At 56.5% G+C, this 21,474-nt stretch carries 19 protein-coding genes and 2 pseudogenes; 6 read left to right on the top strand and 15 right to left on the bottom strand.

Annotated features, from left to right (window positions below; all coding sequences use genetic code 11):
• Window positions 1-5: 5 nt before the first annotated feature.
• The 4 genes from AC1RO0_RS23935 to traI are packed head-to-tail and all read right to left on the bottom strand — an operon-like array spanning window position 6 to window position 2,288.
• Window positions 6-305 carry a conjugal transfer protein TrbD gene (locus tag AC1RO0_RS23935; protein ID WP_047639387.1) on the bottom strand — a complete coding sequence of 100 codons (300 nt, stop codon included), beginning with the start codon at window positions 303-305 and terminating at the stop codon, window positions 6-8.
• Complete coding sequence (locus AC1RO0_RS23930; protein WP_047639388.1) at window positions 298-678, bottom strand: TrbC/VirB2 family protein; 381 nt, start codon at window positions 676-678, stop codon at window positions 298-300. The genes AC1RO0_RS23935 and AC1RO0_RS23930 overlap by 8 nt, the downstream gene beginning before the upstream one ends.
• Window positions 668-1,642, bottom strand: coding sequence for a P-type conjugative transfer ATPase TrbB (trbB, locus tag AC1RO0_RS23925; protein WP_047639389.1), 975 nt, complete (start codon window positions 1,640-1,642; stop codon window positions 668-670). The genes AC1RO0_RS23930 and trbB overlap by 11 nt, the downstream gene beginning before the upstream one ends.
• A gap of 22 nt (window positions 1,643-1,664) precedes the next feature.
• Window positions 1,665-2,288, bottom strand: a complete 624-nt coding sequence (gene traI / locus AC1RO0_RS23920) for an acyl-homoserine-lactone synthase (protein ID WP_047639390.1) — start codon at window positions 2,286-2,288, stop codon at window positions 1,665-1,667.
• 393 nt (window positions 2,289-2,681) lie between these two features.
• On the opposite strand from traI, the gene repA reads away from it, so the two are divergent.
• The 4 genes from repA (at window position 2,682) to AC1RO0_RS23900 (ending at window position 7,704) form a co-directional block, all read left to right on the top strand.
• Window positions 2,682-3,890: a plasmid partitioning protein RepA gene (repA, locus tag AC1RO0_RS23915; RefSeq protein WP_047639482.1), complete on the top strand. Its 1,209-nt coding sequence runs from the start codon at window positions 2,682-2,684 to the stop codon at window positions 3,888-3,890.
• A 94-nt stretch (window positions 3,891-3,984) separates the two neighbouring features.
• Entirely contained in the window at window positions 3,985-4,992 is a 1,008-nt protein-coding gene (repB, locus tag AC1RO0_RS23910) for a plasmid partitioning protein RepB (protein WP_498595096.1), read from the top strand.
• A 168-nt stretch (window positions 4,993-5,160) separates the two neighbouring features.
• Window positions 5,161-6,378, top strand: a complete 1,218-nt coding sequence (gene repC / locus AC1RO0_RS23905) for a plasmid replication protein RepC (RefSeq protein ID WP_047639483.1) — start codon at window positions 5,161-5,163, stop codon at window positions 6,376-6,378.
• Window positions 6,379-6,726: 348 nt separating this feature from the next.
• Entirely contained in the window at window positions 6,727-7,704 is a 978-nt protein-coding gene (locus AC1RO0_RS23900) for a 3'-5' exonuclease (RefSeq protein ID WP_498595095.1), read from the top strand.
• Between the two features lie 1,004 nt (window positions 7,705-8,708).
• Here the strand turns inward: AC1RO0_RS23900 and AC1RO0_RS23895 are convergent.
• Both AC1RO0_RS23895 and AC1RO0_RS23890 read right to left on the bottom strand, forming a co-directional pair.
• Window positions 8,709-9,956: an MFS transporter gene (locus AC1RO0_RS23895; protein WP_498595094.1), complete on the bottom strand. Its 1,248-nt coding sequence runs from the start codon at window positions 9,954-9,956 to the stop codon at window positions 8,709-8,711.
• Between the two features lie 667 nt (window positions 9,957-10,623).
• On the bottom strand, window positions 10,624-12,558 hold the full coding sequence (locus AC1RO0_RS23890) for a methyl-accepting chemotaxis protein (protein WP_498595093.1): 1,935 nt from the start codon (window positions 12,556-12,558) through the stop codon (window positions 10,624-10,626).
• A 654-nt stretch (window positions 12,559-13,212) separates the two neighbouring features.
• Between AC1RO0_RS23890 and AC1RO0_RS23885 the strand changes: the two genes are divergently transcribed.
• Window positions 13,213-13,449, top strand: coding sequence for a hypothetical protein (locus AC1RO0_RS23885; RefSeq protein WP_498595092.1), 237 nt, complete (start codon window positions 13,213-13,215; stop codon window positions 13,447-13,449).
• A 134-nt stretch (window positions 13,450-13,583) separates the two neighbouring features.
• Here AC1RO0_RS23885 and AC1RO0_RS23880 read toward each other — a convergent pair.
• Window positions 13,584-14,755, bottom strand: a pseudogene (locus AC1RO0_RS23880) (site-specific integrase).
• A gap of 519 nt (window positions 14,756-15,274) precedes the next feature.
• Here AC1RO0_RS23880 and AC1RO0_RS23875 point away from each other — a divergent pair.
• A pseudogene (locus AC1RO0_RS23875) lies at window positions 15,275-15,418 on the top strand (helix-turn-helix domain-containing protein); the annotation flags it as partial.
• A gap of 184 nt (window positions 15,419-15,602) precedes the next feature.
• On the opposite strand, the gene AC1RO0_RS23870 reads toward AC1RO0_RS23875, so the two are convergent.
• From AC1RO0_RS23870 to AC1RO0_RS23835, 8 genes are all read right to left on the bottom strand, one after another.
• On the bottom strand, window positions 15,603-16,226 hold the full coding sequence (locus AC1RO0_RS23870) for a hypothetical protein (RefSeq protein ID WP_498595091.1): 624 nt from the start codon (window positions 16,224-16,226) through the stop codon (window positions 15,603-15,605).
• Between the two features lie 4 nt (window positions 16,227-16,230).
• Window positions 16,231-16,665, bottom strand: a complete 435-nt coding sequence (locus AC1RO0_RS23865) for a protein NO VEIN domain-containing protein (RefSeq protein ID WP_498595090.1) — start codon at window positions 16,663-16,665, stop codon at window positions 16,231-16,233.
• Complete coding sequence (locus AC1RO0_RS23860) at window positions 16,662-17,213, bottom strand: hypothetical protein (RefSeq protein WP_498595089.1); 552 nt, start codon at window positions 17,211-17,213, stop codon at window positions 16,662-16,664. Before AC1RO0_RS23860 ends, AC1RO0_RS23865 begins: the two co-directional genes overlap by 4 nt.
• A 138-nt stretch (window positions 17,214-17,351) precedes the next feature.
• Window positions 17,352-18,128: a hypothetical protein gene (locus tag AC1RO0_RS23855; RefSeq protein WP_498595088.1), complete on the bottom strand. Its 777-nt coding sequence runs from the start codon at window positions 18,126-18,128 to the stop codon at window positions 17,352-17,354.
• A gap of 159 nt (window positions 18,129-18,287) precedes the next feature.
• Window positions 18,288-18,755 (bottom strand): TIR domain-containing protein, encoded by a 468-nt coding sequence (locus tag AC1RO0_RS23850; protein ID WP_498595087.1) that lies wholly within the window; start codon window positions 18,753-18,755, stop codon window positions 18,288-18,290.
• A 1-nt stretch (window position 18,756) separates the two neighbouring features.
• On the bottom strand, window positions 18,757-19,347 hold the full coding sequence (locus tag AC1RO0_RS23845; protein WP_498595086.1) for a 7-cyano-7-deazaguanine synthase: 591 nt from the start codon (window positions 19,345-19,347) through the stop codon (window positions 18,757-18,759).
• A complete protein-coding gene (locus tag AC1RO0_RS23840) occupies window positions 19,344-20,039 on the bottom strand; it encodes an 8-oxoguanine DNA glycosylase (protein WP_498595085.1) in 696 nt (231 codons plus the stop codon). The genes AC1RO0_RS23845 and AC1RO0_RS23840 overlap by 4 nt, the downstream gene beginning before the upstream one ends.
• Window positions 20,036-21,439 carry a toll/interleukin-1 receptor domain-containing protein gene (locus AC1RO0_RS23835; protein WP_498595084.1) on the bottom strand — a complete coding sequence of 468 codons (1,404 nt, stop codon included), beginning with the start codon at window positions 21,437-21,439 and terminating at the stop codon, window positions 20,036-20,038. Before AC1RO0_RS23835 ends, AC1RO0_RS23840 begins: the two co-directional genes overlap by 4 nt.
• Window positions 21,440-21,474 lie beyond the last annotated feature (35 nt).

Below are 21,474 nucleotides of genomic sequence, written 5' to 3'. Positions count from 1 at the left end.
TGTCCTCAGTACCGACGCCACGGCGTCGACGTCGCCCGGTAGGCGGACCTGTAATGGATATGGCGGATGTAGACTTTGCGCATCATCGGGTCGGCCCTCGCCATCATCCGGAGTGCTCCGACGACCACCACCCAGATCGCGATCCCGAAGAGCGTCGCGTACCAGGCGAGCACCACGAAGATCAGGATGATCACGGCAAGGCCCGTCAGCAGCACGAGCTCACGATCGGCGCCCATCAGGAGGTTCGGCCGCGACAGCGCGCGGTGTATACGGGTTCGGATGAGGTTTGACCCCGGCTCAGCCATGAGCCCCCTCCCCTTCCGGACGAACGTCACGATCGCGGGCTTCGAGATTGCCGATTGATGCTCCGGTCGCGCCGAACAGAGCGACGATCTGCGTTGCGCCGAGAAGAATGCCGGCGACCAGCACGACATACATCAGTCTGCGCGCGAAATCGTTCAGCTCGCCGCCGAAGATCAGCATGCCGCCGGCCACAGCAACTGCCGCCAAGGCAATGAAGCCGGCTACCGGTCCGGTGATCGATTGCTGGATCTGCTGCAAGGGGCCTTCCCAAGGCAAGCCGCCGCCGCTCGATGCCAGCGCGAGCTCCACCGATGTCAGGGAGAAGCATACGGCCATGGCGACTGCCGCGAGAATTGTGTGACGGTCACGCGACATGGCGGCCCTCCTCCTCGATCTGGGGATAGGTTTCAGTTTCATAATTGTTGCCGATGAACCGCTCGATATGGACCACATCACGCACGCGGCGCCCCCTAGGGGTGCGTTCGATCGAAACGATCAGATCGACAGCATCGCCGATCACCTCGTGCATCGGCTGCTGGCTGACCTCCGCGGTCAGTTGTTCGAGGCGGCGCAGCGCCGACATCGCGGAGTTGGAATGCACCGTCGTCACGCCGCCCGGATGGCCGGTGTTCCACGCCTTCAGGAGCGTCAATGCGGCGCCATCGCGAAGTTCCCCAACGACGATCCGATCCGGACGGAGCCGCATGGTGCTTTTGAGAAGCCTTGCCATATCGACCGTGTCGCTCGTATGCAGTGCCACGGCGTTCTCTGCGATGCACTGAATCTCGGCAGTGTCCTCCAGGATCAGAAGGCGATCGTCGGGAGCTATCTCGACGATTTCGGCGATCACGGCGTTGGCGAGCGTAGTTTTGCCTGAGCCCGTGCCGCCCGATATCACGATATTGAACCGGGAGGATATTGCACTGCGGATCACTGATGCCTGTTTCTCGGTCATCACCTTCGCATCAACATAGTCGTCAAGCGGGATAAGTCGGGAGGCGCGGCGTCGGATCGTGAAAACAGGTCCGGACACGACGGGTGGTAACAGCCCCTCGAACCTGTGCCCGCCGATCGGTAGCTCCCCCGATATGATCGGGCGCTCATCATCGGCTTCCGAACGCAGTGCATGTGCAACGCTGCCGATGACGATCTCAGCGGTTGCGGCATTCATAGTGCCGGCTGGAGCAACGCCGTGACCAAGCCGCTCGATGAACAACCTGCCATCGGGATTGAGCATGATCTCGACCACTGTCGGGTCGTCGAGGGCGACGCAGAGACGGTCGCCAAGCGCGTCCTGCAACTTGCGGATCAGGCGCGGATGAGAGCGAAGTTCAGCCATTGTCTCGATTCTCTTGAACGGCTTAAGCGGCTTTGTGCAGCGGGTTGAAAATGGAGCGGGAGCCGGCTGGGCGGACCCGCTCGAGGCTTGCGCGGTCGGCGGGAAGTGATCCGGCGACTGCGATGGTATTGCCGATCCTCATAGGATCGCCGAGCCGCCTCATCGGCCAGCCGGCTCGCTTCAAGATACGTTCGAAGCGAACGTCGGTTGCGGTGACGATCTCGCTGTAACCATTGATGATCGACCATTCGATGACCCCGGCAAGCATCGTCAGGGTCGCCTCGTGCAGCGCTCCGGCCCCCCTGCCCTCTTGGATTGTCGTATCGACACAGAAACGGGAGCTTTCGACCATTGCTGCGTGGGCCTCGAGCGTGCCCGTGGAAAGAAGCTGCGGAAAAGCTCCTGTCAGCATGGTCACACCGCTCCCCGGAAGAAGGCGAGCGCAGCCGGAGACCTTCGATGACCCGGTGAGCAACAGGATGTAGGTGGCGGGCAGTCGATCGAAGTCGTCGACCTCGCGACCGTCGACCACCTCGACGTCCCATTCCAGGCGTTCCTTGAAAACACTCGCACGAAGCCGATGCATTCCGTCGATGAGATCAGGAAACTGGGCGTGCATATGGGCAGGAATGGCGATTGTCTTCATCAGTTTAGCTCCGATCTTGGTTCGTTCGGACGCCAATGAGCCAGACTCTGCGATAGCCCGCGACTAATGAAAGTATGAGTGCGATTCTCTCATCGATGCGGCACTGAGTCGGAGCCTTCGTTTGTATATGGGCTTTCGCCCTCAGGAATTGCCCGCAAGATGCACTGATAAATGTATGAGCCGGAATCGGGGGCGGGTCGAAGCGGTAGCTCGGTTATGGTATTGTTTTATCGTAGGAAAATTCATTTTCGTCGCGCGTATTCCCTTCGATAGGTCTCGTTGTTAAGACCTTGTTAACCCTATTCCACTTGCTGCGTTCTGAGAATCGTGGCTTATCTTGAGACGGTTATAGCGCGTCTGACGCCAACAAACCGTCTGAAACAAGAGGCCAGTGTGAACGTGATTGACAGGCAAATCGATCGAGCATCGACTTCCGCTCGTATTACGCAGCGCGCAGAGGCGTTGTCTGCGAGACTGAGAGCGGTTGGCGAGCGCGCTTTTCCACCCACTGCCCAAAAATCGCTTCGCTCCTTTACGTCCGGCGAGGTTGCCGAGATTGTGGGAGTATCCGATGGCTACTTGCGCCAGCTCTCGCTTGATGGGCTTGGGCCTTCTCCGGACCTCGGAACCGGTGGTCGGCGTTCTTATACACTTGCGCAGATTAACGAGCTTCGTGCGTATCTTGCAGGCGCGCGGCCGAAGGAGGCCGGTAAGTTCTGGCGCCGTCGGCGCGACGGCGAGAAGCTGCAGATTATAACGGTTGCCAACTTCAAGGGTGGCTCGGCCAAGACGACGACCTCGGTCTATGTCGCCCAAGGTTTGGCGTTGCAAGGCTATCGAGTTTTGGCAATCGACCTCGATCCACAGGCCTCTCTTTCAGCCATGTTCGGCTACCAGCCGGAATTTGACGTGGCGGAAAACACCACGCTCTATGGCGCGATCCGGTATGATGACCAACGGGTCTCGATGAAAGACATTATCCGCCCCACTTATTTCACCGGGATTAGCATCGTGCCGGGCAACCTCGAGCTAATGGAGTTCGAGCATCAGACGCCGCGCTTTATGCTGCAAAATCGCGGGCGACCAGAGGATCTGTTTTTTCGACGTGTCGCCGGCGCGATTAGCCAAATCGAAGACGATTTCGACGTTGTTGTCGTGGACTGCCCTCCCCAGCTCGGCTTTTTGACCATGGGCGCGCTCAACGCTGCAACCGGCATGATAGTGACAGTCCATCCCCAGATGGTCGATGTCGCGTCGATGAGCCAGTTTCTGCTAATGACGTCCGATCTGGTCTCCGTCATCGAGGACGCCGGCGGACGCCTCGACTATGACTTCCTGCGTTTTCTCGTCACCAGGCACGATCCCCGAGATGTGCCCGAGCAGGAAATCGTCGGCTTGCTGCGGGACGTCTTCGCAGGGGACGTGATGGCTGCGGCAGCTTGGAAATCGACCGCGATCGCAAATGCGGGGCTGACGAAGCAATCGCTTTACGAGTTGTCGCGGGGTGTGGTCGGAAGATCGACCTACGAGAGGGCCATGGAATCGATCAACGCAGTGAACCATGAAGTGATCGAGCTGATCAACGAGGTATGGGGCCGATGACGACCGCTGACATGCATAGATTACAATGGCTTGACGTGTTGTCAGCTGACGACTTCGTTGCGCCGGATGGTGCTTTCTGCCGAGGAGGGTAACGATGAGCAAACGTACACAGTCGATCCGCTCCATGTTTGCCGCTGGGAGTGCCGAGCCAACCTCGGAAGACACAAGGCAGCCGGTACAGCGGGTCGCCTCGGGCGCGGTCCGGTCGTTGAAAGATACATTTTCCGAGGTTGAAAGAGACTACGAAGAGCTCAAGAAGCAAGTGGCCGATGGCGCGTTTCCGGTCGATCTTGATCCCGCGCTCATAGACCCCTCCCCCTTTAGCGATCGCTTTCCCGATCAGGATCGTGCGGCTGTCGAAGCGCTCAAGACATCGATAAAGGACCATGGACAGGAGATTCCAATCCTTGTCCGTAAGCATCCATCAGAACCTGGGCGCTATCAGATTGCATATGGCCACCGTCGCGTGCGGGCAGCGTCCGAACTCGGGTCAACCGTCAAGGCATTCGTTCGCGACCTTGATGATAATCGGCTCGTCGTCGCTCAAGGCATCGAGAATTCTGCGCGCGAGGATCTGACATTCATTGAGCGTGCGTCATTTGCGCTCAAGCTCGAAGATGGTGGTTTCCAGCGAGCGCTCATTCAGACGGCGCTATCGGTCGACCGGCAGGAAGTTCATAAGCTGATCAGCGTCGCGCGAGTTGTCCCAAGATGGCTGGTCGATTCGATCGGCCGCGCGCCGAAAGTCGGCCGACCGAGATGGCAGGAATTGGCTGACCTGCTCAAGGTAGGTGGTGCTGAAGACAGGGCCCGCAAAGCAGCCGAGGATTTGTCGTTCATTCACAAGGACACGGATGATCGATTTCTGACAGTGCTTCGGGCGGCAAAAGAAGATGGTGCGAAAGCGTTGGCATCATCGCCCGTTCGACTGGTCGCCACGTCGTCTGAGGGAGTTGAAATTGCAGCACTCGCCATTGCCGGCAAGCACTGCAAGATCGAAATGAACCGAGATCGGGATGAGGCCTTTGCTAAGTTTGTCATGGAGCAACTGCCCGAGCTCTACGCGCACTTCAGGAAGGGAAATCCGTCGTCTGAAGGTTAGGTAGGATAGGAGCAGAGCAAAAGAAAAAAGGCCCCCAAACGTCGCCGTCATGGAAGCCTTTCTCATAGGTCTAAGCAGCCCGAGAATCGCATTTTCATGAATCGCAGTCAAGAGTCTTGGCGCCGTTTTGGTGAGCGGATTTCTTTTGCCTATTGGAAGGTGAAGGAAATGCAGATTGAAAGTGTGACGACGCCCTTCGGGCGGCGGCCGATGACGCTCGCTTTGGTGAGGACACAATTTAGAGCGGCCGACGTCAGGCCGGGCAAATCGGTCGACAAGTGGAAGGTCTACCGTGATGTCTGCGATGCTCGTTCTCTGTTGGGCTTGCGCGATCGGGCGCTCGCGGTGTTGAACGCGCTGCTGTCGTTCTATCCCGAGACGGAGATCAAGGAGGAAGCAAATCTCATCGTGTTTCCGTCCAACGCCCAGCTCATTGCACGGGCAAACGGGATCGCCGGCACGACGCTCCGGGAGAATCTGGTGGTTCTGGTCGAGGCTGGGATCATCCAGCGAAACGACAGTCCCAACGGCAAGCGTTACGCACGCAAGGACTCGGATGGCTCCATCGAGACCGCTTACGGGTTCAGTCTCGCGCCTCTCCTCGCGCGCTCGGAAGAATTTGCGGTCCTGGCTCAGCGTGTTGTTGAAGCCAACCGGCATCTGAAAATAGCTAAGGAGCGGATTACGATTGCCCGTCGAGACGTGCGCAAGCTGATCTCGGCGGCCGCTGAAGACGGCGTACCTGGGCATTGGGGGAAGGTTGAGGACGCTTATATCGCCCTGATGTCACGTCTACAACGAGCCAAGAAGCTGGATGAGTTGACCGAAGTTCTCGAAGAGTTGGAACTGGTCAGGCAAGAGGTCCTCAATTTGTTGGAAAGTCACATCAATCCTGAAGAATCCGACACCAATGCTAGCGGATCCCGTCAGCACATACAGAATTCAAACACCGAATCCATTAATGAACTTGAACCTCGCTCCGAAAAAGAACAGGGGGCAAAATCGAGTGAACACAATGAGCGAAATGCCGAGCCGATAAAGGCGTTTCCGCTTGGTCTGGTGTTGAGGGCCTGCCCAGAGATATCCAGTTACGGTCCGGCAGGGGCAATTGCGAGCTGGCGGGAGTTGATGACCGCCGCGGTCGTGGTGCGGACGATGTTGGGCGTGAGCCCCTCAGCCTACCAGGACGCTTGCGAGGCGATGGGGCCTGAAAACGCTGCAGTTGCGATGGCGGCAATTTTGGAGCGGGCAGGGCACATCACATCGGCTGGGGGATATCTTCGCAATTTGACAACAAGAACGAGCAGAGGTGAATTTTCGCTTGGGCCGATGCTGATGGCGTTGTTGCGAGCCCGGAACGGCGAGGCGGCTCTGGCGGCGGGCTGAGGCAAGGCGTGAATAGCCCTTCGGGAAGCTAGCTGCCTCAGCCTGAGATGCTCGGCGTGCGGCTTGTAGTCAGCTGACTACAAGCTAATGTCTTGAAATAATTGGATGTGTTCACAACGAGGCGATTTCCGAGATGGATGAAGAGCCCCGATGCTCTTACGCAGATCGGCAGTGGCAAGCCGGGAGCGAGCATTCTGACATCTCGCGATGTTCGACTCGACGCTTGCGCGCCTATGTGGGACGTTGAAGGGCGGCGCTTTCGCGACAGTGCAAAAGCTGGTTTGTGTGTTGCCCTGCGTTTAACCGTTTTCTACTCTGCAAACTGATCATCACGATCGGAAAGCTGGCATGGAATCTCAACTCGACATGTTTGCAAAGCCAGTGGTCGATCTTCGTCCGCAACGGCGTGACCCGCCTGCCCGACCGAAGGGTCGGCCGGCCCCGAACTCTCTCACGGACGAAGAGATGGTGAGCAGGTTGGAGAATGGCGGTCAGTACCGCATTCTTCGTAAACTTATGCCAAGAAAGATCACGGTAAGCAGGCGTCCGGAGTTCAAGCAGGTTGGCGTGATCCTCGATACGGAGACGACTGGTCTCAACCACCGCAACGATGAGATCATCGAAATCGGGCTTGTTGTTTTCTCATTTGACGAGCTTGGCAACATTGGAGATATCATCGAAGTTTATGGCGGGCTGCAACAACCAGCTACGCCAATTCCGCCCGAAATCACCAAGCTCACCGGCATTACCGATGAGATGGTTGAGGGTCAGATGATCGACATGCAGCACGTCCGTAGGATGGTTGCGCCGGCGGATCTAGTCATAGCGCACAATGCTGGCTTCGATCGGCCGTTCTGCGAGGCATTTTCAAATATCTTTGCCAACAAGGCTTGGGCCTGCTCGGTTTCGGAGATCGACTGGAGTGCCCGCGGTTTCGAGGGCACCAAGCTTGGCTATCTGATTGGCCAGGCCGGCTATTTTCATGATGGCCATCGCGCCGCCGACGATTGTTTCGCGCTGCTCGAGGTTCTTGATCGCAATGTGGGAGAGGAGGAAACGCCATTCGCGGAGTTGGTCCTTGCGAGCGGACAAACGTGTGTGCGTATTTTTGCCGAGCATAGCCCGTTCGAGATGAAGGATCATCTGAAGGGCAGGGGATATCGTTGGTCCGATGGCAGCGACGGCCGACCGAAGTCCTGGTGGATCGAAATCGATGAGGATGCGCAGCGCGACGAGCTTCACTATCTGCGCTCGGAGATCTACCGCTGGGAGGAGGCCGATCCCCCGATCCAACATCTGACCGCTTTCGACCGTTTCAAAGCTTGAGCAGGATTCAGAATCCCGGATCTGATCGTGGCCAGTGGTTACAGACTGCGCAAAATAGGCCAGACCTATGACCGCACCGTCCGATGGGAATTTGCGCAACAAATGCCTTGCTAGCCGGGCCGGGCGCGCATGAGGAAGGCCCGCTAGATGTGAAGCTTCGTCAGAGTCTTCCTAAAATAGCTGAAGATTGCTGCTGCCAGCCCCTTGCGTTTCTCGAGAACTTCTCAGAGCTTTCTGTCGCGAGAGACAAAGTTTAAATTATGCAAAATCGACACGGGTGAAGCTGTGATCAGCAGTCCTACTACGTCGCGCCAGCGATATCTGTGTCTTGCAACGGGCGTTGAGATGATGAATTTCCGACATCTAGTTACAACCGCTGACCGCACTCTGAAAACATAGAGTCGAAATGCGAAAGATCCATCAGGATTTCGCCTATTGGCCGGTGATCGCTTTGTCGCTGATCTTGGTACGGTCGAGATGGATGGCGCGAGAGGGGAGGCGCAGGGCACGCCCGTCGCGTGCCACCGGACTCTAGGCCGACAGGCAGGCAAGGTCGGAGGACAGCGCCCTGAGTGTATTTTAACCCATGCCCTCGTTGTCCATAGGCAACGGCGTTCCGACGTCCTGGTTGCTCAACAGTTCGGGAAGCTCGTCGCGCTGGTCGACGCGGCAGGACCGCGGCGATCGTGACGAGCTCATCGGCTCGACGGCTGTCATAGATTTCGTTGATTTGGCCACGGGTGCTTCGTACGGGTGGTTTTCGGCGGTCAGTCTTCCTCAATGGTCGCATTCTATCTCATCGCTTTTCAATGAAAGACCATTTCCGGATCGAGCGGATTCTGCTTACATCGGCGGATAGCTTCCCAATATGCCTCCCGATTTCGGACCCGCCAAACTGCTAATTTCACATGTTGGATGTGACTGGCATCGACTGGAAAATTAGCCGTCTAAGGGCGAAATTAACCCTTTAAGGCGGTAAACTGATGCATCCATCCGTCAAAGACTTAGCTACCTGTGTCAGCCGTTTGCGCACGCACTTGGCCTGGTTGCCGGAGAAGGGAAGCCGCAAAAACCATAGACAATGCAATTACGGCGGCACCGACGATGTAAGGTCCACCTGCAGATAGCTGGTACAAAGCCCCGCTCGCGATTGGCCCGAGAATCCTCGCGACCGACTGCTGGGCCTGATTGGCTCCCTGAACACGGCCCTGCTGGTTGCCAGGCACCGAATTGGCAATGACAGCGCTCATTGATGGCTGGTAAAAACCGTCTCCTAGCGTGAAGAGGGCAATCGCCGCGAACAGCATCTCCGATGTTGCTATATGCACGGTCGCTGCGACCATCACTAGCCCCAGCGCGTTAATTGCGAGACCGACGACGGCGGTCAACCCTTCGCCTAGCCGATGCTGCAATTTCGGTGCGAGCACACCCTGGCTAATAATGTCGAGCACGCCCACGGTGCCCAGCAAAAGGCCTATCCCAAAGGGTCCGAATGATAGGATGTCTTTCGCAAACACCGCAATGTTGACCTGAAGCATCGTGCCGGCGAAGTAGAACAGGAAGGAAGTCGCGAAAGCGAGTTTGAGCAATGGCAGGCTCAACGCATGAGTGATGGGGCCAAACGGATTGAGCTGGCGCAGCAACAATGATCCTGTGTCGCTGCATTTGCCGTGGCTTTCCGGCAACGCAACGAAAACCCAGATTAAATTTGAAATTGCCAAGCCGGCTGCCGCGAACGCCGGAGCTGAAAGCGAAATCTGCCCAAGCAGTCCGCCAAATGCTGGTCCCGCCAAAAAGCCGAAGCCACCGGCGGCACGTAGCATACCGAATATCTTTCCGCGGTTTTCCGGTTCCGTTGTGTCGGCGACATAAGCGTAAACGGCTGCTGTGCTGCCCGCTGTCAGTCCATCGATAGCGCGGCTGAAGAACAACATGAGAATCGACCCGGCCAAGCCGAACACGAGGTAGCCGACGGCAGAACCGATGAGCGCTATGGCAAGAATCGGCTTACGCCCCAGTCGATCACTCAAAGCTCCGAGGATTGGCGCGCCGATAAATTGGCATGCGGCATATAGCGTCATGATGGTGCTGACGGACAATGCCACTTGATCTGGCGCCACGAACCGAGCAACCAGAAAAGGCAGGACTGGTATGATCAGGGTGAAGCCCGCGAAATTCAGGAAGACCGACACAGCAAGGATTATCTTCGGAGACCGCCAGATCGGCGGTGTAAACAAGATAGTCTGATCCATTTTCTGCTCCTCAGTTGCCGACCGGAGCAGAATGTCGCAGAGACAACCACACGGACGGATGGAGACGCGATTGCGTCTGTCCGTCGGGGTTTCTCATGCTGTAAACAGTAAGGAAGAGATCTTCCGTTTCCGGAAGTGCCTGGGCCTACCGAGACCGAGCTTGCCTTTTTCGACTTCGGCGGTTTAGCCAATCCGCATTTACTCGTCAATTGGGGAGCTTTGCGGCTGGGTCCGCATTGTTCGCTGATGTGGCAACACTGGTTTGACACGACGGCCTAGCGCGCCCTCAGTGCCAATGTTGCGCCGGTAAATAATCCGTGAGAAAAGGATCCTTTGCAAGCGCATTATAGGACAAAACGCAGAGGGCCAGACAGGGCATTTCTTGGTCGAGGACGCAGCCGATCGATCTTAGATGCAAGAGACGCGTCAGCAGCCCTCCATCGCGGACAAAATCGCAAAATATGCAGTTTCGAAGGGGATTCGGAAAGGCGCTGTGGATTTAGCCAGCCGTTGAGCGCGAGAACGGTGCGGGGAGTGGCGCCGACCCATGGGGCTGGCCTGTGCCAGCCCGCTGGGTCGAATAGAACAGTCAGACGAACTGAGAGGAGAACCGTCTAAAATACCCGGATTTTTGGGACGCTCTCTCCGCCACAACTCCCTACTTCCCTTAGAATTCTTCCCACTCAGCACTTGTCGCGGCAGCACTGCTTGAGCTTCCGAAGGCACCGGCAATCTTGGCGCGCAGCGATCGCGCCGGCGAGGCTGCAGGGGCGGACTGTTGAGTGGCAGATATTGGTCGCTGCTGGCGTTGGCTGCCTTGGAGGGTGAACTGGTCGAGCAGGTTGTTCAACGAAGCCACTTCCTTGGCGAGACTGTGGCTGGCTGCGGTGGATTGTTCGACCATGGCCGCATTCTGCTGGGTTCCTTGGTCGATGCTGTTGACCGCCGTATTGATTTCTTGCAGGCCGGTTGCCTGTTCTCGAGCAGCCTCGACAATTGCCCGTACATTGCGGTCGATCTCCTCCACCTCGCCGACAATCTGCTGAAGCGAACCTCCGGTTTTCGTGACGAGGTCGACACCACTGTGAACCTGCTGGCCGGATGTCGATATCAGCGCTTTGATCTCCTTGGCCGCCTTGGCGGAACGCTGCGCCAGTTCCCGTACTTCCTGCGCAACGACCGCAAAGCCCTTGCCGGCGTCGCCGGCACGCGCCGCTTCGACGCCTGCGTTGAGCGCCAAAAGATTCGTCTGGAATGCAATCTCATCAATGACACTGATGATGTTGCTGATCTCGCCCGACGACTTCGCAATCGCCTCCATGGCGGCGACCGCCTCGCGCATCACGTCGCCCGACTTCTGTGCTCCAACGCGGGCACGGCCGACAAGTGCGCCTGCTTCCTCGGCCCGCCGGGTAGAATCCTTGACGGTGGTGGTGATCTCCTCCAACGCTGCGGCGGTCTCCTCGACCGAAGCTGCCTGCTGTTCGGTGCGCTTGGAAAGGTCGTCGGAGGCTGAGCGGATCTGGTTTGCTCCAGCCGCGATGCCTTGGGCATTATCGCCGACGGCGCACAGCGTATCCTGAAGCTTTGCCATCGAGGAATTGAAGTCCGCCCGGAGCTGATCGAGATGCGCAACGAAAGGTTTGTCGATGCGATAAGTCACATTGCCGTTCGAAAGTTCGGCAAGGCCCGCAGCCAGTCCATCGACGGCAAGCTGGGTATCGGCCGCATCCCTGGCTTTCTGCGCCTCACGTTCGAGCCTGTCCTTCTCCGAGAGACTGCGGCCGGCATCAGCCTCCCGCTCCAGGCGGATGCGCTCGATAGCGCTGTCGCGGAAGACTGAAACGGCGCCGGCCATCTGACCGACCTCATCCTTGCGGTCGATGCCCGACACGGCTTCTTCCGTCTCACCCTTAGCTAGCGATGCCATGCGGGCGCGCAGTCGTTCGATCGGCGACGTGATGCCGCGGGCAGAGACCAGGATGGCAATCAGGATTGCTGCGGCAAAGATGATGCCGAGCGCAATCAAGGTATAGGTAATGGTATCGATGGTTTTCGCGCCAAGCGCGTTGCTTTCGGCATCAATGTTCTTGTTGAAGGCGTCGAGCCAGTTGCGAACCGCCAACACCTCTACATCTATCAGCGGATCTGCTTGCTTCAGCAGGCGGGTGGCTGTCTCATTATCATCAGCGATTCCTGCCTTCACTGCTGGATCGGTCAGGGCAATGATATTGTTGGCTTGGGCCGTGAGCGCATCTATCGCTGTCGCTTCAGCCGGGATGAGCCGCTTGGCAGTCGCGAAGCGCTCAAGGAGGACCGTCTTGTTCTCTTCGTAGTCCTTGGTAAACTTGGCCATCTCCGGGTCTTTTGAGCTGTACACCAGGATTTGATAGGCGCTGTAGCTGAGCGCCGTCACCCGCTGGCTCGCGCGTGACATCTCCACGGCCGCCGTTTCGTCATTCGTTATAAAATCAGAGTAAGTCGCGACGGTGTCTTTGTATTGGCTCGAAACAATGAGGACGCCTGCGATGCCGATCAGACAGATCGGTATGATGATGGAGAGGATTTTGGTTCTGATCTTGGCGTTCTGCAAAAAGGACATGGTTTGGCTCGCGCGTGATGAAGATCAGGCAACGTGCTGCGATTGGGGGTGATCGCACGCGTCAGCGGCTGCCTGCTTCGAGGTCGGGGGGACATTACAGAGAGGGAGCGTCCTGCTCATCGCCGTTGGCGCTGTGTCAATAGAAGATCACATGAGCCTAACAAAACTGTTAAGGTTAAATAGTGACGTCTAAATTCCGTTTAATCCCTGATTATTTAATAATAAAAGCATTCCATTGGGATCACCTGTGGTTTTATACGTATACTATGCTCAACCAGAAAACTATGGCGTCTAGAACACGCAAATACAACTTAAGATATTCTTTCGTGATGAAGAGAAATATTTCGTAAGCTATTGAACTCATTTGTCGAGTGGGTGGATTTCGCGGCCTCGGGTTGATACGGGATCAACTACCAGGCGCGTCACGTGTCTTTACACATCTCCTCCTGTAAGGAAGCCCACGATTGCCCGACTGATGACGCGCGAAGCGCCCCTGGCCTCTGGATGTGAGTCTAACGTGCAACAGCCTTCGGACATCTCGCGGTCTAGTCAATTCGGCGCTGGATCTTCTTGATTCGCCCGAGCTATTCACGGAGTAGCGGAATGATTTGAACGCGCGCGGTCGCCGTCTTCATGTCTGCTATGGGATAGGTCATGACGGCGAAGACTATTGCTGCATGGGCAACACAGAACGGGTTCAATTCGCTCGATTCGGGGAAGTATCGTCGAAGTGACGGTGCGCGCACCATCACCATCGAGATAAAAAAGCTCTCGGTAGTGCTAATCGACGAGAGCGTTGGTTCGCGCCCTCGTGTTGTTTCGAAATTGTTCGAAGATTTATTTTTCGAAAGTCAAAATGGCGGATTCGAGCGGCTTTTGTTTGATCGTTGAACGTTACTATCAAATGCCATGCCTTCCGACCATTCTGATGACGTACCGGTCGTGGAGAAAATTGGGGTGCTCGACCTTCACGAAGGATGCTACATCATCAAATCGGGTTCGCCTTTTGGACGGAGGCAATTGCGTTAAATGATCAGTCGCGCCGCCTGTCCGTTCTTTCGTTCGGCATTGTTGTAGTAGCTAGCCGCCTGCGTCAGCGACTTATGCAGCGATTGCTGCATGGCCTCCTGCAACGGTATACCCCGATTGGCTGCTTCCGTCAGATAGCCGGATCTCAGCCCATGTGCCGAAAATGCCTCCGGGTCCAGACCAGCCTGTTTGCAACGACCCTTCAGGATCAGATTGACCGACTGCGGCGTCAGCGCCCGCCGGTCGACATTGCCCCACTGGTCGATCCGTCGAAATATTGGCCCCGTCTCGATCGAGGCTTCCTCAATCCATCGTTTTAGGGCTTCGACCGGCCGACCGATCAGAATAGCATGGGCCTTGTCTTCATCTGTCGTTGTCTTGGTGCGTCCGAGATTGATGGTCAGACACGGCAGGAGAGGGGAGGTGGTGTTGCGTGGATCGGCGTGCACCGGTTCCTCGTCGACCAGATCCTCAATCCGAAGGTTAGCGATTTCGGAGCGCCGGCGACCGCCTGAGGCAAAGGCAGTCAGTAGCAGCGCCCGGTCGCGAATGTCGACCAGGCGACCGCCGGCACAGGTGGCCAGCAGTTTTACCAAAATATCGCCGGTGACGGCCTTGGCGCTCTTGCTCTGCCTGGGCCGTGCACCGGCCCGCACAGCGAGCCTGACGCAGATTTCAGGGATGGAGCTGTGAAGGAACCTGTCAGACCCCGCCAGCGCGTCAGGATCGACCAGGAGGTCAGGCGCTGGCGCACCGTGTCGGGTGCATGCGGGCCGATGGCACGCAGCAGACCCTTCGAGCGCAAACCCGCCTCGACGGCGACCGGCATCCCGTGATTGGGATCGTCGGCGCGCTCGGCTGGGTCCCAAAGATGGTGGGCAACGAATTTCAGCAGTAGGCTTTCCGGGGCCGGCCATGACAGGGTAGCGCCGATGGCAAGCGCGCACCAGGCCTCGAGATAGCCGAGGTCCGAGGCCAGCGCCCGCAAGGTGTTGTCGCCCATGCCTTGCTGCGCCAAATGCTTGAGGGTGGCGACGTCATCGTCGGTCAGCAGAGTGGCCAACTGGTCGCGGCGATCGAAGGGCAGGATCGCGTCGAGCGCATCAAGCTCTTCGGCGCGGCGATGCTTCGGATCGATAGGCGAGGGGAGGGCTTTTGACTTCGGCATGGCGGTCTCTAGGGCTGTGATTTGCCCCGACTTTATCGTGTCGGTTTTCCTTAATGACCGGATTCTATCCCATTGAACTTCAATGGAAAGCCATTTCCTGATTGAGCGGATTCTGCCTGGATCGGCGGACAGTTTGCCCATATGCCTATCGGCTTTCGGATCCGCCAAACGGCTGATTTCATATGTGGAATGCGATGGGCGCCGCTTGGAGATCCGGCTTTTGAGGGAGAAATTCACCCTCAAAAGCCGGAGAAGTGGTGCATCCGCTGATCCAGGACGGCCGACAGGAGGGGAGGGCTTTTGGCTTTGGCATGGACGGCTCGCGGGCTGTGAATTCCCCGACTTTACAGGTTTTGCGACTCCAAAACCATCACTATCGATACTTGATACTTATCGATGGTTAGACGCACAGCCGAACGCTATATGGAGAACGGAAACTAGAGCTTCTTTCGATTCATTATAGCTAAAGAATAGTGTTAATTCATATGGTTAATGAAATGGAAAAGAGAGAATATCGACCTGATGGCTCGGCCGCTCGTGTCGGCCGGGATGGTGGCGAAAATGCTCGAGGTGACGCCGCAGGCGGCGCGGCGGATTGTTTTGGAGCTGGGCTTGCGTGAGATGACGGGCAGGGGAAGGTTTCGGGCGTGGGGGATATTATGAAGTAAATGTTGCACGCACAGCACTACCCTTGTCCGACGGTTACTCATTTTTCCAAAAAGCAGCCCTAGGCCTCTGAGGAAGCCGTCAGAGGAAAAGGAGTGAATGGCGTATGAGGATGCTGCCACGATAGTGGCATGAACTTCCAAAAGTGTCAGGTGCAACCGGGGGGAGGCCGTCGTCGCTATCACAGGCCACATATAGGGTTCATTTTTAGGAGAAATTTCTTTCGGACATCTACAGACTGCGGGTCGGCCAAGGTTGCCAGGTATCGGTCGAACTCCGCCTCCAATTCTGTGTGGAACAGCGTGCGGTTCACGGTAATCTGATCAAGATCGAAGCGCATCATCGGGCCGCTAACCCAGACAGTCATTTTTTCAGTGGCCCCGCTGTGATGGAGTGCGCATCGTCCTTGGCCATAGAACTCGTCAGCCTTCTTCGTCGCCACCATGCCAACGCCGAGGCAATCGATAAATGGTTGCCAGCCGCCCAGGAACTCTCTGAACAGCCGACCGCTTTGACGGGTGTGGTTGGTCACGCCCTCACGAAAACCCTGAATTGTTTCGAGAACGAGGCAATCCAGGGCGAGGATCGCGAAGCCATATGTCTGCTGCTTGTTAGCTTTATCGACATCGATCAGGGTCTGCGCCGGCTTGATGAAGCGGCCCTGTATCCGATCCCGCAGGACATCGACTGCCTTCAGCCAGTCCTCCTGTTTCGGATTGTCGGGATCCAGTTCAAGGCCGCGCCAGAACGCGACCGTATACTTCGGGCTGATCTGCAGGCTACGGCTCTGTGTCGTGTCGCTCATCGGCTTAGCTTTCGAGAACCGCGATACCTGACCCCAACACGGAGAAGTCGTTGGGCCGGATCTGCTTTCGAACCTCTGGCGGATAGCAATTTCCTCCGCCCTCATAGTTCCTATGGACTGCGCGAGCCTGCTCGTTCGTCAGTACGTAGAACGTCGGTGCCATCGTCCTCAGATCGAGTTCGATGAAGATGAAGAAGTCCGCGTCGCCCTTCTTGTTCATCTCAACAGGCCAACGCGTGATCTCGGTTGGCCGACGCAGGAACTGTCGCGTCTTCACCTCGATCGATTTCGGCTGTCCATCAACGACAACGATGACATCGTGACCAGGTGCGCCTTCCGGACTCATATAGGCCGCTAGTCCGAGTGTGTTGAGCTTTGCCACGGTCAGCAGCTCGCCCAGCGTACCGGATTGTGGGGATGACAGTTTTTCCAGCGTCATTGCTCTTCGTAATCTCCGAGAATTTCAACAAGCGGCCCAAGTCCGGTCGTTTCATCGTCGGCCGGGTGGCGGATCCGGTTTGCGGTCAGATGGACGGCCATGAGTGCCATGGCCGGTGTCTTTCCCTGCACCCTGTAGCGAACGCCATCGAGAGCGAATGTCGCCCGGGCTGGGCCGAATTGGATGATAATCGTCCGATAGATTTGCGGATAGGAGACCATGATGAGTTTCGATATACCCGGCACGGATGTCGTCCACGCATTGTCCTGACCGCTCTCTCGAACCTTGTCGAAGGTCTCAGTCATCGACTGCGGCGGCCACATGTCGAAGGCCATGAGAGACTGGATCTTCCGATCAAGGAAAGTTCCCGGTTCCCCGGTCGCGAGATCGTCCATGATCTCGTGGTACGAGGCTTTGCGTGGTCGTTTGTTCTCCGGCTTTCGCCGTTCTGCTGCCAGCAGCCTACGCTCCTCGCCCGCGGCCTCCGCCTCATTGGCGCTGCGGTGCAGCCCGAATGACCGGAGGATGTTCCCCTTGATTGTCCCCATGCTTTCCCCGACCGCGAAAAATCCCCAAGGACTGGGCTTTCCTATAATTGCGACCTTACATCGCCTTCGCTACAAATCGACATACCGCATCTTCTGAAGCCTGGTTTCCCGCATACATCCTTATTGGAACATAGGAATCTACTCCGCCAGATAGTCATCTATGCGCTTCAAAATGGTATCAAGGCCGAGATAGCGGACGTAACCCCCTCCGCCTCGCTGGATGATGCCATCCAAGAATATCTCGAAGGAATGACCATCAACCGCTAGTCGTGTGACGAAGACAGCTCCACCACTCATGCCGTCCAAAGGCTGTCCGTCCTCAGGATACCTCAACACACCGCAGATATTGCGAGACTCGAGGTCTCCCGACTTACAGATTGGATGGATCCGCATACCGCCATTCTCCATGACCATTCGCTGGAGATGGCTTGGCAAGCCTGAAGCTAAGGCTACATCACCAGTGCGACCAGTGTGGCGACGTTCTACGTGGAAGAATTGCTCTCGCGAGTATGCTGGTAGCATCTCGTACTCGACCATACCGATCACATAGTCACTTTCGTCCTCGTTGGATTCAGGCGAGAAAAGGTATGTGTTGAACGGAATGCTGGTGCTGTCGGTGCCATCGTCCATCAGCACTACCAGATAGTCCATGCGGTTCTTGAAAGCCGTTACTGTCTCGCCCGAGATTGTTGCTATCTGGTGGCGCGTGAAGACGGCAAAATGTCGCGCTCGGTACTGGAAGAGAACAGCGCTACCCTGAAGACCGAACTGAAAGCGGCGAGCAACCGCACCATCTTGCAGCGTGAGCTCAACCCCATTCAGACCGTAGTGTTCGTCACCAGGAGCGGCAAAACAAAGTGGGCGGATACATCGATCAGCGATCGTTGGCTCCTGCGGGTCCGTGAATCTCAGCATAGGAGAATCAATCCTTACGACGGCGAGCGCGGATTTCGTCAATCTGACGATCGATTTCAGCTTCGGCCGCCGCGCAACTCTCCGCGAGATCGTCGCGGAACTGCGAGGTGTCTCCCAGGAAGTCGACGTAGGTAGCGACAGCCAGAAGGGTGATATGGCCTACTTCAGCTCTTTCGGGAGGTCTGCCCACTTTACCAGTTTGATGCCATGATCGGATACCCATTTCGGGGTAATTTTGGGTGCTTTCCCCTGTGGATGCACGCCAACCACTTTTTTGCCCTGACGTATGCTCTCTTGAACTTCCCACTTCACCCAGTCGCTTTGGCGCGTGCTATCCGACACGTAAACCACACACACCGATGACCGTGCGATACGTTCGCCTATTTTCTCTTTTATGTAAGCAGCGCGGTCGCTGTTGTAGGGTTCTCGAACCGAATGATCGTTGAACTCTATATCGCTGTTTTCATTCTTCGCATGGGCTCGGAGAAGGTTCACCTCGTCCATGTCCTCCGTTGCAAAGCTAATGAATACATTCCTTTTGCCGCCTTGCAGCGCCTGCTTCGCCTTCTCCTCAAGGCTACGGATGTCGCCGAGCCGGCTCCAGCTTCCACCGCTACCTCCTCCCACTTCACCTCTCCTCCAGTTTGAATTCGTTGCATGCGATGCAATTGCCACATGGCTCTTCTTCGCCCATGTGGCACGAATAGGTGCCTTGAATTCCCTTTATCTTCGCCAGCGCAATAACCTCGTCCTTATGGAAGGCGGCCAAAGGTGCCAGGACCCTGAGCTCCCGTCCCATTATTCGAGAAATCAGGCTTTCTGCTTCGCGCAGAAAGCCTGATGTTTGGTCCGGAAACAATGCGGTCTCTTCATGCAGGAGGCCGATGGAAACCGCGTCGGCGCCAACCTTATATGCATGTGCAGAGGCGACTAACAGAAAGAGCATGTTGCGACCTGGTGTGAAGGCGTCCTCAACGATCCTTTGGCTGGGATCGGTAAGACCCGAGCGTATCAGCGCCCCGAACCCCGACAGGTCCGCCACTTCGAGATTATCGAGTTCGAGTTTGACCATTGCCCGCTTGCAAGCGGCTAACTCACGCTCAAGCGCGCGCTGTCCGTAGTTTACGAACAGCGGGTGGATGCGCAAACCCTCTTCCTTGGCGAGATGAGCAACTAGCGTGGAGTCGAGGCCTCCAGAAACCAAAGTGACAATGCTCATGAGTACGCTACCTTATGCTCGCCGGCCTTGAACACCCGCATGACAATCCAGATCGCCCAATCCATAAGACCGACAGCCATTCCCAAGTCGCGAGCGTAAGATTTCAGTACCGTCTCTCGGTTCGAATAACCCTTTAAGGTAGACAAATTGCTCGGATGCTCCGCGTTAGAGATGCCGAGTTCATGCATGTAGTCAATAACGTGCCGGTCGAGAACCGCTAGGTCGTACGTCATGCCCGTGTTACGAAGGAACATGCTCGCTTGCTTTGGGCCTACGCCTGATGCATTTGCCACAAGCCAAACCCGCGCTTCCTCCGCGCATGTAAAGTCCTCAAGTAGAGGTAAAAGCCCGTCTGCTGACGAGCGGACAGCAGCATGTGTCGCCGCGAGTTGAACGGCCTTCGACTTTGGGAAGCGATAGTGATGGATACGGCTGTCAACCAACAACGGACCTCGAAGAATTATTTCGAGCGCATCTGCCGAAGTCGTTGGGTGATGCAGGACCGCTTCGCGTTCTAGGGCTTCTGCCGCAGCGACGGCAACTCCATATCTGACTTGGCTGCTCAGGACGCAGCATGAGAGCTCCTTCCATAGCAACCGTTCATCTGCGTCGTTCTCCAAGGACGTGGCGCGGCGGTGAATCTCGGGGTAGATTGACACAACGGCGTGTTCTAGGCGCGAAACATCTATCATCGATCGAAAATTCCTGGCAACTCGTTGGTGATCTGGTTGGTAGCGCCATCCCCCATGATCTTTATCATAAATGCTTCCATTCGTTGCGTATGAGCATGGTCGTAAAGCTTCTTGGTGTAAGATCTGTAGTATTCGAGATTATGAAACGCAACTTTACCTGCATATCCGATGTCCTTGTTTTCCAATGCCTCCAATGTGACTTTCGAATCTGAGTATTCCGTCTGAAAAGTAAAGAAGTCAAAATGTTGATAGTGGTTTAACCGGTTGCTCTGGTGATCAATCGCCATCCTACACCATTCGAGGCCATCGAAGCTATCGGCGCCCGCAGCAGCCAACAGCGCGATGCTCCAGGGATTACCTGTTCCTAGAATGTGCAGCGCTTGATAAAATGGAAGTTCGTTAAGCGCCCGTCGAATTTTTCTTACCGTGGCCGCCCTTTCTATTAAACCCCGCCCCAACTCTCGCTCGGCAACAGCGATGATTGGGCGGCGTAGCGCGTCGGCCACGGCCTTAACGACCCCTGGTAACTGCTGGGTTTCATAACCGGTTTGTCGCCGATGGGTGTGCACGATAGGCAAAACGACTGATCCACTGGAGCGTGCGTCGCGTTCCACGGCAGCGACCACCTCAGCCACCGCCTCAACGGGGTCTTTCGATGGATGCATCACATCAAAGCAATACGACCAGTCGTGCGGAACACCTTGGAGCGCCTGATGGAAACGCTCAGCCGTCCACCTCTTATCGCCGCGCCGCGTTGCCTCATAATTTCCAGAATCGACAAGGACGATGCCGCCGGCATTGCGAATCTTTTCCAACTCGGACACCATTGTCGCAGGGCGGCGCTTGTTCCACAGGTCGTAAGCCGAGATCAGAATGGTAGGCGAGCCAAACACACGCAACGCCTCGACTGCTTCGAGCGGGACGAGCTGGGTCTCATGGGATGATACTGACAGGAAAATGGCGGGCAGCGCGAGCGATGTATCGGGTATGATGGTGGGCCGTGTCGGGGGAACGCGACGGGGTACGACGGATGCAATTTTGCGAATTAGCTTCTGGAAATGAGTATGCGCCTCGGTATCATCCCATTCTTTCATGCTCACGCGGCTTAGTCCGCCGTAAGGGTAGGGGAGCTTGGCGTCGTCGAGCATTATCGGAAGTATTTCTAGCCCGAACTCTTTCGCAAGCCGCATCTCGTCGACAACTGTCTCTTTCGCTACCGAGCTTGCCGAAAGGATGGCCACCACGCATTTTGTCCCAGCCATCTCCTGTTGGATAACCTTTGCAAAGTTGCCGACCATCTCGTCGTCCCACCAGACATTCCAGTGTTTCTTAAGATGTTCGACAATTTTTGATGTCGTGACGTTGTCCTCGCTCGAATGGACAACATAGACGTCTGACATGCGGCGGTTCCCTCCCCAAGGACGCTACGAATCGT

It is taken from the genome of Rhizobium sp. GW821-FHT14E12 (assembly GCF_058803745.1).
The sequence above is the reverse complement of the archived record's forward strand: the minus strand, read 5'-3'. Positions and strand labels throughout refer to the sequence as shown.